At 65.7% G+C, this 14,265-nt stretch carries 13 protein-coding genes and 1 tRNA gene; 10 read left to right on the top strand and 4 right to left on the bottom strand.

Annotation, left to right across the window (positions count from 1 at the left end; all coding sequences use genetic code 11):
- The first annotated feature begins 23 nt into the window (after nt 1-23).
- From A5663_RS08455 to A5663_RS08445, 3 genes are all read left to right on the top strand, one after another.
- The gene (locus tag A5663_RS08455) at nt 24-1,280 is read left to right on the top strand and encodes a deoxyguanosinetriphosphate triphosphohydrolase (RefSeq protein WP_068146716.1); all 1,257 of its coding nucleotides are present in this window, start codon (nt 24-26) and stop codon (nt 1,278-1,280) included.
- 40 nt (nt 1,281-1,320) lie between these two features.
- Nucleotides 1,321-3,246 (top strand): DNA primase, encoded by a 1,926-nt coding sequence (dnaG, locus tag A5663_RS08450; protein WP_068146668.1) that lies wholly within the window; start codon nt 1,321-1,323, stop codon nt 3,244-3,246.
- Nucleotides 3,247-3,311: 65 nt separating this feature from the next.
- On the top strand, nt 3,312-3,605 hold the full coding sequence (locus A5663_RS08445; RefSeq protein ID WP_068146665.1) for a hypothetical protein: 294 nt from the start codon (nt 3,312-3,314) through the stop codon (nt 3,603-3,605).
- On the opposite strand, the gene A5663_RS08440 is transcribed toward A5663_RS08445, so the two are convergent.
- Nucleotides 3,586-3,855, bottom strand: a complete 270-nt coding sequence (locus A5663_RS08440) for a hypothetical protein (protein ID WP_068146662.1) — start codon at nt 3,853-3,855, stop codon at nt 3,586-3,588. The genes A5663_RS08445 and A5663_RS08440 overlap by 20 nt on opposite strands.
- A gap of 146 nt (nt 3,856-4,001) precedes the next feature.
- Between A5663_RS08440 and A5663_RS08435 the strand changes: the two genes are divergently transcribed.
- From A5663_RS08435 to A5663_RS08415, 6 genes are all read left to right on the top strand, one after another.
- Nucleotides 4,002-4,074: transfer RNA gene (locus A5663_RS08435), tRNA-Asn, on the top strand.
- Between the two features lie 158 nt (nt 4,075-4,232).
- Entirely contained in the window at nt 4,233-5,885 is a 1,653-nt protein-coding gene (locus tag A5663_RS08430) for a GDSL-type esterase/lipase family protein (protein ID WP_068146659.1), read from the top strand.
- Nucleotides 5,886-5,937: 52 nt separating this feature from the next.
- Complete coding sequence (locus A5663_RS08425) at nt 5,938-7,764, top strand: carbamoyltransferase (RefSeq protein WP_068146655.1); 1,827 nt, start codon at nt 5,938-5,940, stop codon at nt 7,762-7,764.
- Complete coding sequence (locus tag A5663_RS22950) at nt 7,764-7,931, top strand: hypothetical protein (RefSeq protein ID WP_156744391.1); 168 nt, start codon at nt 7,764-7,766, stop codon at nt 7,929-7,931. The genes A5663_RS08425 and A5663_RS22950 overlap by 1 nt, the downstream gene beginning before the upstream one ends.
- A 284-nt stretch (nt 7,932-8,215) precedes the next feature.
- The gene (locus tag A5663_RS08420; protein WP_197503339.1) at nt 8,216-9,097 is read left to right on the top strand and encodes a bifunctional 2-polyprenyl-6-hydroxyphenol methylase/3-demethylubiquinol 3-O-methyltransferase UbiG; all 882 of its coding nucleotides are present in this window, start codon (nt 8,216-8,218) and stop codon (nt 9,095-9,097) included.
- A 191-nt stretch (nt 9,098-9,288) separates the two neighbouring features.
- Nucleotides 9,289-9,678, top strand: a complete 390-nt coding sequence (locus A5663_RS08415) for a nuclear transport factor 2 family protein (RefSeq protein ID WP_068146715.1) — start codon at nt 9,289-9,291, stop codon at nt 9,676-9,678.
- Between the two features lie 53 nt (nt 9,679-9,731).
- Here A5663_RS08415 and A5663_RS08410 read toward each other — a convergent pair whose 3' ends face one another.
- Nucleotides 9,732-11,705, bottom strand: a complete 1,974-nt coding sequence (locus A5663_RS08410; RefSeq protein WP_068146640.1) for an acyl-CoA dehydrogenase — start codon at nt 11,703-11,705, stop codon at nt 9,732-9,734.
- Nucleotides 11,706-11,807: 102 nt separating this feature from the next.
- Between A5663_RS08410 and A5663_RS08405 the strand changes: the two genes are divergently transcribed.
- Nucleotides 11,808-12,536 (top strand): VIT1/CCC1 transporter family protein, encoded by a 729-nt coding sequence (locus A5663_RS08405; protein WP_068146639.1) that lies wholly within the window; start codon nt 11,808-11,810, stop codon nt 12,534-12,536.
- 16 nt (nt 12,537-12,552) lie between these two features.
- Here A5663_RS08405 and A5663_RS08400 read toward each other — a convergent pair whose 3' ends face one another.
- Entirely contained in the window at nt 12,553-13,761 is a 1,209-nt protein-coding gene (locus A5663_RS08400) for an MFS transporter (RefSeq protein WP_068146638.1), read from the bottom strand.
- A 22-nt stretch (nt 13,762-13,783) separates the two neighbouring features.
- Nucleotides 13,784-14,224 (bottom strand): MarR family winged helix-turn-helix transcriptional regulator, encoded by a 441-nt coding sequence (locus A5663_RS08395; protein ID WP_068146637.1) that lies wholly within the window; start codon nt 14,222-14,224, stop codon nt 13,784-13,786.
- Between the last annotated feature and the right edge of the window lie 41 nt (nt 14,225-14,265).

The raw sequence follows: 14,265 nt of genomic DNA, 5'->3' as shown, positions 1-14,265 counted from the left end.
TGGTGCTGGCAGACTATGCGTCGGTGACAGCGAACGCAGACCCCTACGACTCGCTCGACCGCGAGCGACTGGCGGTCGAGCCGCCGAAGGGTGCCGCCTTGCCGGGTGCCGACAACCAGCACCGCACCGACTTCGCGCGGGACCGCGCCCGCGTCCTGCACTGCGCGGCGCTGCGCCGGCTGGCCGACAAGACGCAGGTGGTCGGACCGCGCCAGGGCGAGACGCCGCGTACCCGGCTGACGCACTCGTTGGAGGTTGCGCAGATCGGCCGGGGTATGGCGATCGGGCTGGGCTGCGACCCCGACCTCGTCGACCTCGCCGGCTTGGCGCACGACATCGGGCATCCGCCCTACGGCCACAACGGCGAACGCGCACTCAACGACATCGCCGCCGACTGCGGCGGGTTCGAGGGCAACGCGCAGAACTTCCGCATCCTCACCCGTCTCGAGCCCAAAGTCATTGGGGCCGAAGGGGAAAGCGCGGGGCTGAACCTGACCCGCGCTGCACTGGACGCGGTCACCAAGTATCCGTGGCGGCGCGCGACGTCGTCGTCGAAGTTCGGTTTCTACGAAGACGACGCGCCAGCCGCCGAGTGGGTCCGCCGCGGTGCGCCCGCTGACAAGCCGTGCCTGGAGGCGCAGGTGATGGACTGGGCCGACGACGTCGCCTATTCCGTGCACGACGTCGAGGACGGCGTGGTCTCCGGTCGCATCGACATGCGGGTGCTGGCCGACGGCGACGCGGCCGCCGAGCTGGGCCGACTGGGGGAGTCGAGCGGAATGGGCGCCGGGCTGCGGTCCGAGGATCTGGTCGCGGCGGCGTCGCGGCTGTCCAGTCTGCCGGTGGTCGCCGCGGTCGGTAAGTACGACGGCACGTTGGCGGCGTCCGTCGCGCTGAAACGGTTGACCAGCGAGCTGGTCGGCCGGTTCGCTTCGGCGGCCATCGCAGCCACGCGCGAGGAGGCCGGCCGGGGGCCGCTGGTCCGCTACCAGGCCGATCTGCGCGTGCCGGCACTCGTCCGCGCCGAGGTTGCGGTGCTCAAGATCCTGGCGCTGCAGTTCATCATGTCGGACCCGCGCCATCTCGATTTGCAGTCGCAGCAGCGCGATCGCGTGCACCGGGTGGTGGACTGGGTCGCGTCGGGCGCCCCCGCGACGCTCGACCCGATCTTCGTCCCGGCGTTCAACGCCGCAGGCGACGACGGTGCCCGGCTGCGGGTCGTCATCGACCAGGTCGCGTCGTTCACCGAGGGGCGGCTGGAGCGGTTGGAACCGGCTTAAGCGTGATCGCGTCCGCCGCCGCGCGCTCTAGACTGGCCCGGTGGCCGGCCGGATCTCAGATCGCGACATCGCGGCCATCCGTGACCAGGTCCGCATCGAGGACGTCGTCGGCGACTATGTGCAGCTCCGGCGCGCCGGCGCGGACTCGATGAAGGGTCTGTGTCCCTTCCACGACGAGAAGTCGCCGTCGTTTCATGTGCGGCCCAACCACGGCCACTTCCATTGCTTCGGATGCGGCGAGGGCGGTGACGTCTACGCCTTCGTCCAGAAGATCGAACACGTCAGCTTCGTCGAGTCCGTCGAACTGCTCGCCGACCGCGTGGGCCACACGATCACCTACACCGGCGCCTCCACCACCAACGTGCAGCGCGACCGCGGCAGCCGCAGCCGGTTGTTGTCCGCCAACGCCGCCGCGCAGGAGTTCTACGCGGCGACGCTGGAGTCCGACGAGGCCGCGCCCGCGCGCCAATACCTGATCGAGCGCAACTTCGACGGCCAGGCCGCCAAGCGCTTCGGCTGCGGCTTCGCGCCGTCAGGTTGGGACACGCTGACAAAGCATCTGCTGCGCAAGGGTTTCGAGTTCAAGGAGCTGGAAGCCGCGGGGCTCTCCCGCGAAGGCAAGCGCGGCCCGATGGACCGCTTCCACCGTCGCCTGCTGTGGCCGATACGAGCCAGCGGCGGTGAGGTGATCGGCTTCGGCGCGCGGCGCATCTTCGACGACGACCCGATGGAAGCCAAGTACGTCAACACCCCCGAGACCGTGCTCTACAAGAAGTCCTCGGTGCTGTTCGGCCTGGACCTGGCCAAGCGCGACATCGCCAAGGGGCATCAGGCGGTGGTCGTCGAGGGCTACACCGACGTGATGGCGATGCATCTGGCCGGGGTGACGACGGCGGTCGCCTCGTGCGGCACCGCGTTCGGTGACGAGCACCTGTCGATGCTGCGCCGACTCATGATGGACGACAACTTCTTTCGCGGCGAGCTCATCTACGTCTTCGACGGTGACGCGGCAGGCCGCGCGGCGGCGATCAAGGCGTTCGAGGGAGAGCAGAACCTGGCCGGTCAGTCGTTCGTCGCGGTGGCCGCCGAAGACAAGATGGCCGGGATGGATCCGTGCGACATCCGGCTTCAGTTCGGCGAGGGCGCGCTGCGTGACCTGGTGGCGCGTCGAACTCCGTTGTTCGAGTTCGCGATTCGCACCGCGCTGGCCGAGCACGACCTCGACACCGCCGAAGGGCGGGTCGCCGCGCTGCGCCGGTGCGTGCCGATGGTCGCGCGCATCAAAGAGCCCATGCTGCGCGACGAGTATGCCCGTCGACTTTCCGGCTGGGTCGGTTGGGCCGACGATTCGCAGGTGTTGGCGCGGGTCCGCGAGGAGGCCCAGAAACGGGGCCTGCCCGATCGCGGCGGCCGTCGCCGCACCGCAGCCGAACCTCCGCGCAAACCACGCGCGCCCGAAGCGGCGGCGCGGCCTGATCCGGCCGATCCGACGTTGTGGCCGCAGCGCGAGGCGCTCAAATCCGCGCTGCAGTACCCGGCGTTGGCAGGCCCGGTGTTCGACTCGCTGACGGTGGAGAGCTTCACGCATCCGGGTTACGCCGCGGTGCGGTCGGCCATCGATGCCGCCGGCGGAGCATCGGTCGGGCGATCCGGCGCGGAATGGATCGAGGCGGTCCGCTCCCAGACGTCGACGCCCGCGGCCGCGAACCTGGTCAACGAACTCGGGGTGGAGGCCATCAACGTCGACGACGACGAGCGGTTGCCGCGCTACATCGGCGGGGTGCTGGCCCGGTTACAGGAAGTATGGGTGGGCCGGCAGATCGCCGAGGTCAAGTCCAAGCTGCAGCGCATGTCGCCGGTCGAGCAGGGCGACGAGTACCACGCGCTGTTCGGGGACCTGGTCGCGATGGAGGCATATCGGCGCAGCCTGCTCGAACAGGCGAGCGGCGACGACATCTCTGCGTAGTACAAGGTAACGAGATAGGGTGAGCGCGCTATAAACCGTCGGGGAACGGTCAGGAGGGCAAGCACGTGACATCGACCGACAACCGCGCGCGGCGCGTCGTCGCAGCAGGTGTGTTCGCGGTGGCTGCGGTCGCCGCGCCGCTCACGGCGTCCGTGCTGGCGACGAGTGCCTCCGACGCGCTGGCCGGTCCGGCCTGCCTGGCGTGGTTCGGCAACAAGGAAGACGGCAAGTGCCTGTCATATTCCGAGGGCAACGGCATCAACGTCGGTAGCCCTCAGGTCGGCCTGAACCAGGGCGGCCCCGGCATCAGCACCGGGCCGTTGTTGCCCGGTCAGACGATCACCGACCCGTACCGTTGACCGATCTCTTTTCGCGCTCGACTTCGGGAGCGATCACCGTGGTCGAGTTGTCGATCTCGGTCAGCGTGACCATCGGTGGATCCGGCGACACCCGGTCGGCGATCTTGCGTCGGCCCGCGTCGATCACGGCCTTGGCCGCCGGGCTCTCGGTGACCGCCTTGTAGGTTCCGGCGATCTGCTCATATCGGCGACGGCCGGCCTTCGAGCCCAGTACATAGCCGACCCCCAATACGACGAAATACCCGATCACAGGGTCCCTTCCAGACGACGGTGCGTTCTGTCCCATCCTGCCTCACGTACCTGAGTGCGTGCGGGGCGGCGCATATTGGCGGCCCGCGCGACACGTACGCTAGAGTCAACCCCCGGCCCGCTCGAAGCGTGATCGCGGGTGAGCAGTCCCCTGTAGCTCAATTGGCAGAGCATTCGGCTGTTAACCGAAGGGTTGCTGGTTCGAGTCCAGCCGGGGGAGCAGAAATCCGCAATTCCGGCGAACACGCGAACGCGTTTCGGGGATACCGGCCTCTGGGCGATGGTAGGTTCCATCGCGATTACCTAGACACGCATTTGACCGCATTTGCGGGCTGGCGCAAGGCTCGTTTTGTGAGCGCATCGGTAAAAGGGGGGTCGATGCTTCGCGAGAAATTCGATGAGGCCGCCACAGTGGACGGCGACTACGAATGGTGGGCGGCCGAGGCCGGTGCGCCCGGTCCCACTCGGCGGTCGGCGCGTGCGGCCGCCGTCAAAGCCTCCGCGCTGCGGACTTTCGGTGGGCTGGTTGTCGCCGCCGTGCTGTGGCTGGTCGGTCTGCGGCTCGGCGCGGTTCTGCTCACGGCGGTGCTGATCGCGCTGGCCGTCGTTTCGATCGCCTGGCCGTCGGTGGGAGCGACGATCGACGGGGCCATCGCCAGGCTGGCGGGGTGGGTCGGGCGGCTCGTGGCGGCGGTGGTGCTGGCGCTGGTCTACTTCGTCGTGTTCATGCCGATCTCGCTCTACCGCCGGATGTTCGGTCGCGATCTCCTTGCTTCACCCGGCGCCACGCCGGAAAGCACCTGGATCGCCAAGCCACGGGTGTCCGATCCGGTGATCGCCCGCCGCCAGTTCAGCGTCGAACCCGAGGTACTGGTCCTGAAGCCACGCGGACGGGCCGCCACGGCGAAACACCTCGCGCTGCTGATGCTGCGTGTCGCGGCGGTGTTGATCGTCTTGGACCTCCTGATCGGTATTGCGTTCCCGCAGTGGGCGCCCCACGGCGGCGTTCGCGTCGGAGGCAAACTCGGCACCTGGGACGAGATCTTCTCCGCACAGAAGTCCTCAGCCGCAATGGCGGGGGATCAGCAGTGGGCCGGCGAATGGTTCAACGAATTCAAAGACATTTACACCCACAACGCTTATGTGCCGCTCTTAGGCATGGTGAATCCCGACCACAAAGGCGAATACATCAATATTGCCGACCGGGCCCGCAAGACCTACGTCGCTGACGGAGTGGGCGACGACGCCACCGAGATCTATTTCCTCGGCGGGTCGACGACGTGGGGCTACGGTCAACGGGATCTGTACACCATGCCCTCCCAACTGGCCCGGATCGCCGAAAAAGACGGCGTCCCGGTCCGCGTCAGCAACTACGGCCAGGTCGCGTGGAGCATCTGGCAGGAACTCGGCCTGCTCCAGCAGTTGCTCTCCGAGGGGCACATTCCCGACGTGGTGGTCTTCTACGACGGCGCGAACGACGTAGCCGAGCAGGTCGAACAACTCACGACCGAACCCACCTACCCGGGCGGCCCCTACGTCGGTCAAGCGGTGGAACGGGCGCGCATGCGCGGAGGGCTGGCCGGCGTCAAGGATTCACTCGTCGGTTTCTACGAGAACCACAGCATCCTGACGCGCATCGCATTGACGTCGAACTCGAAACAGGCTGGGCCAAAGCCGACTCCGGAGATCGCCCAGGAGCGGGCTCACAACGCTGTGCAGCTTTACGACAGGGCGGTCGACGTCGTCGAACACCTGGCGAAGAGCTACGGCTTCAAGGCGGTGTTCGTCTGGCAGCCCCTTGCGTACACCACCGAGGGCGCTGACGCCGAACGGTACGCGCATCCGGACGATTGGGGACTGGGAGCGGCGTATGTCGACTCGACGAAACTCATGCGTCCCCCGGTCATCAATCTCGCCGATGCACTGGACGGCGAGAAGCAAGCCGTTTTCATCGACAACGCCCACACCAATGAACTGGGCGCCGAACTCGTCGCACGAGCCATCTACCCACATCTCGGGTTGAAGCAATGAGTGCGCGGCACGTGGGCGAAGTCGTCGAGTCAATCTTCTGGACGGTGCGAGCATGAACATCCTCGGTATCAGCGCTTACTACCATGACTCGGCTGCCGCCTTGGTCCGAGATGGCCAGATCATCGCGGCCGCGCAGGAGGAACGCTTCACCCGGCTCAAGCACGACCCTGGTTTCCCGAAGAACTCCATCGCGTACTGCCTTCGCGCGGGAGGCGTCGACCGTACGGGGATCGACGCAATCGCGTTCTACGAGAAGCCGATAACGCGGTTCATCCGCCTCATCAAGACGTACGGCGCCGTCAGCCCGCGGGGGTTCCGATCGTTCCAGACGGCGATTCCGCAGTGGCTGCGGACGAAACTGTGGATCAACTACGAGATCGAACGCAACCTGAAAGCGCTCGGCTACCAGATGCCGTCGGACGTGTACTTCACCGAGCATCACGAAAGTCACGCCGCAAGCGCGTTCTATCCCTCACCATTCGAATCGGCCGCTGTCCTCACGATGGACGGCGTCGGCGAGTGGGCCACGGCGAGCATCGGCCGCGGTGTCGGCAACCAGCTGGAGATCCAGCGCGAGATGCGGTTCCCGCACTCGGTGGGCCTGCTCTACTCGGCGTTCACGTATTTCTGCGGGTTCCGGGTGAACTCGGGCGAATACAAGCTCATGGGCCTCGCGCCATACGGTGCGCCGGCCTATGTGGACCTCATCACCGACGAGCTCGTCGACATCAAGCAGGACGGCTCAATCGAACTGAATCTCAAGTACTTTGACTTCCTCGGCGGCCTGACGATGACCAACGATCGTTTCGCCGACCTGTTCGGCGGGCCCCCTCGCCCGCCGGAGGGCACCATCACCAAGCGCGAAATGGACCTCGCCCGCTCGATCCAGGACGTCACAGAAGAGATCGTCATGCGGATGGCCGCGACGGCGGCCGCGTTGACCCGCGAGAAGAACCTGTGCCTGGCCGGTGGTGTCGCACTCAACAGCGTCGCGAACGGCAGGCTGCTTCGGGAAGGGCCGTTCACCGACATCTGGATCCAGCCGGCGGCCGGCGACGCGGGAGGCTCCGTCGGGGCTGCGCTGCACACGTGGTACCAGACCGCGGGCAATCCTCGGCAAGCCACCGGCGACCGCATGCAGGGGGCATATCTGGGCCCGGAGTTCTCGGCGGGCGACATCGCCGGGTTCTTGAGGGCGAAGGACTATCCGTTCGAGACGGTGGCGGATGAGAACGAGCGAGCGCGCAAGGTCGCCGAGCTCATCGCGGAAGGCAACGTCGTCGGCTTGTTCAACGGCCGCATGGAGTTCGGGCCTCGGGCGCTCGGCAACCGGTCAATTCTCGGCGATGCACGTTCACCGGAAATGCAGTCGGTCATGAATCTCAAGATCAAATACCGGGAGTCGTTCCGCCCGTTCGCTCCGTCGGTTCTCGAGGAACGCGCGAAAGACTATTTCGACCTCGACGTACCGTCGCCGTACATGCTTCTGGTGAGTCCGGTCCGCGAAGAGATACGTACCGGTACCGGGGAAAGTCGATCAGGCGAGATCTTCAGCGAAGTCAACAAAGTGCGTTCGTCGATTCCCGCTGTCACCCACGTCGACTACTCGGCGCGCGTCCAGACGGTCTCGCGGGAAACGAACCCGTTCTACCACAACGTTCTGGCGTCCTTCGAAGAGCTGACCGGTTGTCCGGTGGTCGTCAACACCTCGTTCAACATCCGAGGGGAACCGATCGTCTGTACTCCAGAGGACGCCTACCGATGTTTCATGAACACCGAAATGGATTACCTGATCCTCGGAGATCACGTGTTGGACAAACGACTACAGCCAGGGCGGGGGAACCGGGACTTGTTCACTATTTCGACGGTGCCCGACTGATGCGCCGCACCGTTTACACCTGGAGACTGCTGCGCGAGTTCGGTAGCTACGCCGTCGTGAACAGGGCGTACTGGGTGATGGGGCTGATCATCTTGTTGCTCGGTGTCGCCGGCTTTATCGGCGTTGTGCAGATCACCGTTCCCTTCACGCTTTACGCGCTTTTCTGAGCTTCGCTCGTCGTTTGACGGCCACAATGCGAAATGGCTTCCAGGCCATTTCACGAAGCAAAGCCGAAAAACGAAATATCGCGAAATTCAAGACGTGCGTCAGCCCTGCGTGATTACAGTTCGGTATGTCCGTCTCAGAACTCGACAACTTCTTCAACAAGCATTCCGAACTATTGTGTTGCCCGCGCTGCGGCGGCGAAATGCTGACAATTCACAACGACGGTTTCAGCTGCGAAAATTGCCTGCAACGCTTTCCCGCGCAAAACGGCATTCCTTCGCTATTCATGCCGAACGAGTGGAGCGATGCGAAAGAAGACGTCACCGGGGAGATCAAGGCGTTCTACGAGGAAAACCCGTTTCCCAACTACGACGACTTCGACGACGTCGGCAGCCTGATCGACAAGGCGCGGAAGGCGGTGTTCGCCAAGCTGCTCGACGATCAGATTCCGTACGGCGCCCGCGTGCTCGAATGCGGATGCGGAACAGGCCAGCTCACGAACTTTCTCGCCATCCGCCGTAACGTCATCGGCACCGACCTGTGCCTCAACTCGCTGAAGATGGCGACGGCCTTCAAGCAACAGAACGATCTGAAGCGCGCTCAGTTTCTCCAGATGAACCTGTTCAGGCCGGCGTTCAAACCCGGGTCGTTCGATCTGGTGATCTCGAATGGCGTGCTGCACCACACCAGCGATCCGCAGCTGGGTTTCGAGTCGATCTCGCGGTTGGTACGGCCGGGCGGCTACATCATGATCGGGCTCTACCACAAGTACGGGCGGCTGGCGACGGACATTCGGCGGCTGGCCTTCAATGCCACCAACGATCGCTTCATGTTCCTCGATCGCCACGCCGTGGATGCGCGCGTCAGCACGCAGAAGCGCCGGTCGTGGTTCATGGATCAGTACAAGAACCCACACGAGTCGAAGCACACCGTCGGCGAGGTGATCGGCTGGCTGAAGAAGATCGGCTTCGAGTTCGTGCACGCGATCCCGAAGACCGAGCCGTTCCGCGAAATGACCGAAGACGAGCAGCTGTTCAAGCCGGAGCGTCTCGGCAGTCCCTTCGAGCGCATGCTCGTCAACCTCGGGATGATGGTCACCGGCCATCGCGAGGGCGGGTTCTTCATCATCCTCGCGAGGAGACCGGTGGACGGCGCGTCGCCGGCCTGATCGCCATGTCGGCGGTCGGAGAAAAACGAGTAGTTTTTGTTGGTCGATCCCACCTATTCGCCTCGGGCGAAGCGGAGAATTCGGTGCGGCGGCGAACGGTCTGACTGATCCGGGAGCTGCGTTCGTGCGACTCCCCAGACCGGCCACGCGCTCGCGGCCGAAGTTATCGGATGCGCATGAAGGGGATCGACATGTCAGAACAGGAAAACAAGGAACTCGTCCAACGGGGATACGAGGCGTTCGCCGCCGGAGACATCGAGACGGTGATGGGTCTGTTCGACGACGACATCGAGTGGGTTCAACCCGGTGAGAGCGCTGTGAGCGGCACCTATCACGGCAAGACCGAGCTGATGGAGTACCTCGGCCGCCTGGCGGCCAAGCCGATCACGATCAGGGTCGACCAGATGGTCGCCGAAGGTGACACCGTCGTCGCGCTCACCGAAATCGAGGTCGATGGCCAGAGCGGCCACGACGCCGACGTCTTCACTGTTCGCAACGGCAAGACGGTCTCGGTGATGATCCACGGCGACACCTCGCTGATGGAGCGGGTGTACGGCAAGAAGGAGTTGGCCGCCGGCTGACGACGTGTGCGGGCCGACCCGTCGTCATCGGCGACGGGCCGGTCACCGCACGGCTACTTCGGCTCGATCGTGCCTGAGCTGATCGCGTCCTGCTCGGCGTGCTCGTCAGCGTCGGGGATGTGCTCGGGATGCAGCATCTCGGCGTAGCGCAACTGCTCAGGGATGCCGAACCCCTCGACGAGCAACTCCGCGTACGGCCGCAGCGTTCGGCAGCGTTCGTTGATGCCGCGGGTGACGGCCTTGGCGCGCTCGGTCGAGATGTAACGGTGCTCGATGAACCAGGCCTTGTCCTCCTCGATCACCGACAGCGCATACAGGTCGCACACCATGTTGAGGATCTTGCGCGCCTCGTCGTCCTCACACGACTCGATGCCCGCGACGAACGCCTCGAGGATGACGCGGTCGATGTGCGCCTGGGCGCTGTGCAGCACGTGGTCCTGTACGGCGTTGAACGCGTCGAACTCGCTCATCTCCCTGGACTTGCCCTGCAACCGCCGCGCCACCGTCGCGATCATGTACTCCTCGCGGTCCTCGAACATCTGGACCTGGGTGCCGCGGTTGAACAGGCTGCCTTCCTCCTCGTTGTCCTGCCGGGTGTCGAGGATGGTCTGCATGATCGTCTCGGCCGCAGTGCGTTTGAGCACTCGCTCACCCGCGAAGTTGGCGGCGAAGCGCACCCACTCGACCGGGCTCATGCTCTTGATGTCGTCGGCGTACGCGGTGAGCAACTCCTTGGCGACCAGCTGAATCAGCACATGGTTGTCGCCCTCGAACGTGGTGAACACATCGGTGTCGGCTTTCAGCGCGATCAACCGGTTCTCGGCCATATACCCTGCGCCGCCGCATGCTTCGCGTGCTTCCTGGATCGCCCGGGTGGCGTGCCAGGTGTTGGCGGCCTTCAGCCCGGCCGCGCGCGCCTCCAGCTCGCGCTGCTCCTCCGGGTCGGGGTCCTCGGCGCTCTGCAGGTCGTGGCACTTGGCCACGAGCTCGTTCTGCGCGAACTGCAGCGCATAGGATTTCGCGATCAGCGGCAGCAGCCGGCGCTGGTGCACCAGGTAGTCCATGATGAGCACTTCGCTGTCGTCACCGGGAGCGCTGAACTGCCTGCGCTGCAAGGCATATCGAGTGGCGATGTCGAGCGCCACCCGGGCCGCCGCGCCGGCGCTGCCACCGACGGTGACCCGTCCGCGGATCAGCGTGCCCAGCATCGTGAAGAACCGCCGGCCCGGGTTCTCGATCGGCGAGGAGTAGGTGCCGTCGGGGGCCACGTCGGCGTACTTGTTCAGCAGGTTCTCGCGCGGGACCCGCACCTTGTCGAACTGGATGCGCCCGTTGTCCACACCCGGCAGGCCACCTTTGTAGTGACAGTCCGACGTCGTCACCCCCGGCAGGTCGTTGCCCTCCTCGTCACGGATCGGCACCACCAGGCAGTGCACGCCGTGGCGTTCTCCGTCGGGAGTGATCAGCTGGGCGAAAACCGCTGCCACCCTGGCGGTTTCGGCGGCACCGCCGATGTAGTCCTTGCGCGCTGTGGGGGTGGGGGAGTCGATGACGAACTCCTCGGTCTGCGGGTCGTAGGTCGCGGTCGTCTCCAACGACTGCACGTCGCTGCCGTGGCCGGTCTCGGTCATCGCGAAACAGCCGAGCAGTTCGAGGTTGATGAGCTTCTGGACGTAGCGCTCGTGATGACGGTCGGTGCCGAGATTCTCGATCGCCCCGCCGAACAGCCCCCACTGCACACCGGCCTTCACCATCAGCGACAGGTCCGACATCGCCAGCATCTCGATCTGGGTCACCGCCGCGCCCACGTCACCGTTGCCGCCGTGCTCCTTCTTGAAGCCGTCCTCCGCAGCGCCGCGGTCCGCCATGATCTTCAGCTGCTCGGCCACCTTGGCCCTGGCGATCACGGTGTTCGGGGTGTAGTGCGGACGGAAGATCTCGCTGGAGAGTTCTTCGCGCATCCGGTTCTTCACGTCGCGCCAACGGCCGTCGAGCGCATTGCGGAGATGTTCGGCAGTGGTGGTCATGACTCGACGGTAGCCGCCCGCGGGTTGGTGCAAACTGTGATGCCGCAAACCAAGGCGAACCTGAGTGGAGGGCCGCCCCGACGAGCGGAGTTCAATCGAGCCGTGAAGAACTCCGACGGGGAGCGCAGGCGGTGGCATCCGCACGACTTCGACCACAGCCACAGTGATGTCAGCGGCGGATGGCTGCGGGCGGCGACGTTCGGCGCGATGGACGGCCTCGTCTCCAACACCGCGCTGATCGCCGGGGTGGGCGCGACGGCCGGCGCGCACGCCGTGGTGCTGAGCGGATTCGCCGGGTTGGCGGCCGGCGCGTTCTCGATGGCGCTGGGCGAATACACCTCGGTGCAGACCGCGAACGAACAGATCGAGTCCGAGGTGGTTGTCGAACGCCGCGCGTTCCGCAAGCACCCGCAGGCGGAGAAGGCCGAGCTCGCCGACGCCTTGATGAAGATGGGCATGTCGCAGGAGACCGCGGCGGCGGCCACCGAGGAGATTCACCGCGACGAGACGCGCGCGATCAACTTCCACCTCGTTCAGGAGATCGGCATCGACCCGACCGAGAAGCCGTCGCCGTTCGTCGCGGCGGTGTCCTCGTTCGTCACGTTCGCGATCGGCGCGGTGACTCCGCTGATTCCCTACCTGCTCGGTTTCGAGAACCTCTGGCTCGGGATGCTGTGCGGAGGGCTCGGGCTGATGATCGCCGGCGGCATCGCGACACGGTTCACCGCCAGGCCGCTGTGGTTCGCCTCGCTGCGGCAACTGACGCTCGGCGCGGTGGCGATCGCCGCGACGTATGGCGTCGGGCTGCTGGTCGGCTCGTTCGTCACCTGAGCTCGAGCGCGAACACTTACGTGTCGCTGCCCACGGTGATCGCGGTCGCCTCGCTGAGCTCGTCGAGTTCGGCGTCCTCGACGTCGATGCCCACCAGATGCGACCGGGTGAGCGCGAGCACGCCGGCGCCGGCAAGCACCGCACCCGCGCCGACCCAGTACGGCATGTGCACGCTGACCTGCTCGCCGAGGACGCCGGCCAGCCACGGCGCCAGCGCGGCGCCGGAGAACCGCACGAAACTGTAGGCGGCCGAGGCCACTCCGCGTTCGACGGGCGCAGCCTTCATCACGGTCTCGGTGATCAGCGTGTTGTTGATGCCGATGAACAACCCGGCCACCACGACGCACGTCGCAAGCACCGCCTTGTTCTCGGTGGCGACGGCCATCACCGTCAGCGTCGCCGTCATCGCCAGCAGGTTGACCAGTAGCACCGGCACCGTGCCGAACCGGTGCTGGAGCCGCGGCGCCACGACCACGGAGGTGAACGCCAGCGCCACACCCCAGCCGAAGAAGATCAGCCCGATCTCGTGAGCGCCCATGTCGAGCGGGAACGGCGTGAAGGCGAGCAAGGTGAAGAAGCCGAAGTTGTACAGCAGCGCGGTGATCGCCACACCCAGCAGTCCGCGGTGCCGCAACGCGCGGAACGGATCAGCCAGCGTGGTCGCGCGCTCGGCGCGCGGGGTGGACGGCAACAGCACGGCGGTCACCACGACCGCAACGGTCATCAGCGCCGAAACGCCGAAGAACGGCCCGCGCCACGAGATCGACCCGAGCACCCCGCCGACGAGCGGGCCCACCGCGATGCCGAGGCCCAGCGCCGCCTCGTAGAGGATGATCGCCTGCGCCACGGAACCGCGTGCCGAATTGACGATCGTGGCCAGCGCGGTGGCGATGAACAAAGCGTTACCCAACCCCCAAAGAGCCCGCCAGCCAACGATTTCCATCACCGTGTCGGACATCCCGGCCAGCCCGGCGCCCGCGATGATGACGGCCAGGCCGACCAGCAGCGTGCGCTTGGGGCCGATCCGGCTCGCCACGACGCCTGTGATGAGCATCGCGACGCCCATGACCGCCATGTAACTGGTGAACAACAGCGAGACCTGCGACGGGGACGCGTCGAGGTTCTCGGCGATCGGCTTGAGGATCGGGTCGACGAGGCCGATGCCCATGAACGCGACGACGCACGCGAAGGCAACGGCCCAGACAGCTTTGGGTTGGCGCCACATATGGGCGAGTTCTCCTCTTCGGTTATTTGATGACGGTGTTGGGAGTGGCCGCGTCGGTCAGCAGCCGACGCAAGACGCGCACCGCGTCGGCGAGCGTTTCCCGGTCGTTTTCGTCGAGCCGCTCCAGATACGGATCGATCGCCGCACCGCGGTCCATACGGACTTGTCTCAACGTGTCCACCCCTTTGGGGGTGATGCGGATGAGCACCGCGCGCGCATCCTCGGGGTCGACGGTGCGCGACACCATGCCCGCGTCCTCGAGCCGGCGGACCTGGGTGGTCATGGTCGGCTGCGAGCAGTGGTCGAGCGCGGCGAGATCGGATATCCGCGCTTCGCCCTGGTCTTCGATCGTGGACAGCAATCGCGCCTGCGCGTAGCCGAGGGGTAGCCGGACCCGCTGTGTGGCCAGCCGGTTGATGCGGGCGACCACGGACAGCAGATCTGCGCCGAGCGTCTGGGGCATGGGAACCAACATACATAGTTTTACTATGTGTTTCAAACACC

This window comes from Mycobacterium sp. E740, from assembly GCF_001672895.1.
Taxonomy (GTDB): domain Bacteria; phylum Actinomycetota; class Actinomycetes; order Mycobacteriales; family Mycobacteriaceae; genus Mycobacterium.
The sequence above is the reverse complement of the archived record's forward strand: the minus strand, read 5'-3'. Positions and strand labels throughout refer to the sequence as shown.

What these genes read in the sequence shown, in the direction of transcription:
- A5663_RS08430 (WP_068146659.1), top strand. Translation starts at nt 4,233, where the DNA reads ATGCTTCGCGAGAAATTCGATGAGGCCGCCACAGTGGACGGCGACTAC.
- A5663_RS08425 (WP_068146655.1), top strand. Translation starts at nt 5,938, where the DNA reads ATGAACATCCTCGGTATCAGCGCTTACTACCATGACTCGGCTGCCGCC.
- A5663_RS22950 (WP_156744391.1), top strand. Translation starts at nt 7,764, where the DNA reads ATGCGCCGCACCGTTTACACCTGGAGACTGCTGCGCGAGTTCGGTAGC.
- A5663_RS08420 (WP_197503339.1), top strand. Translation starts at nt 8,216, where the DNA reads ATGCCGAACGAGTGGAGCGATGCGAAAGAAGACGTCACCGGGGAGATC.
- A5663_RS08415 (WP_068146715.1), top strand. Translation starts at nt 9,289, where the DNA reads ATGTCAGAACAGGAAAACAAGGAACTCGTCCAACGGGGATACGAGGCG.
- A5663_RS08410 (WP_068146640.1), bottom strand. Translation starts at nt 11,705, where the DNA reads ATGACCACCACTGCCGAACATCTCCGCAATGCGCTCGACGGCCGTTGG.
- A5663_RS08400 (WP_068146638.1), bottom strand. Translation starts at nt 13,761, where the DNA reads ATGTGGCGCCAACCCAAAGCTGTCTGGGCCGTTGCCTTCGCGTGCGTC.
- A5663_RS08395 (WP_068146637.1), bottom strand. Translation starts at nt 14,224, where the DNA reads ATGCCCCAGACGCTCGGCGCAGATCTGCTGTCCGTGGTCGCCCGCATC.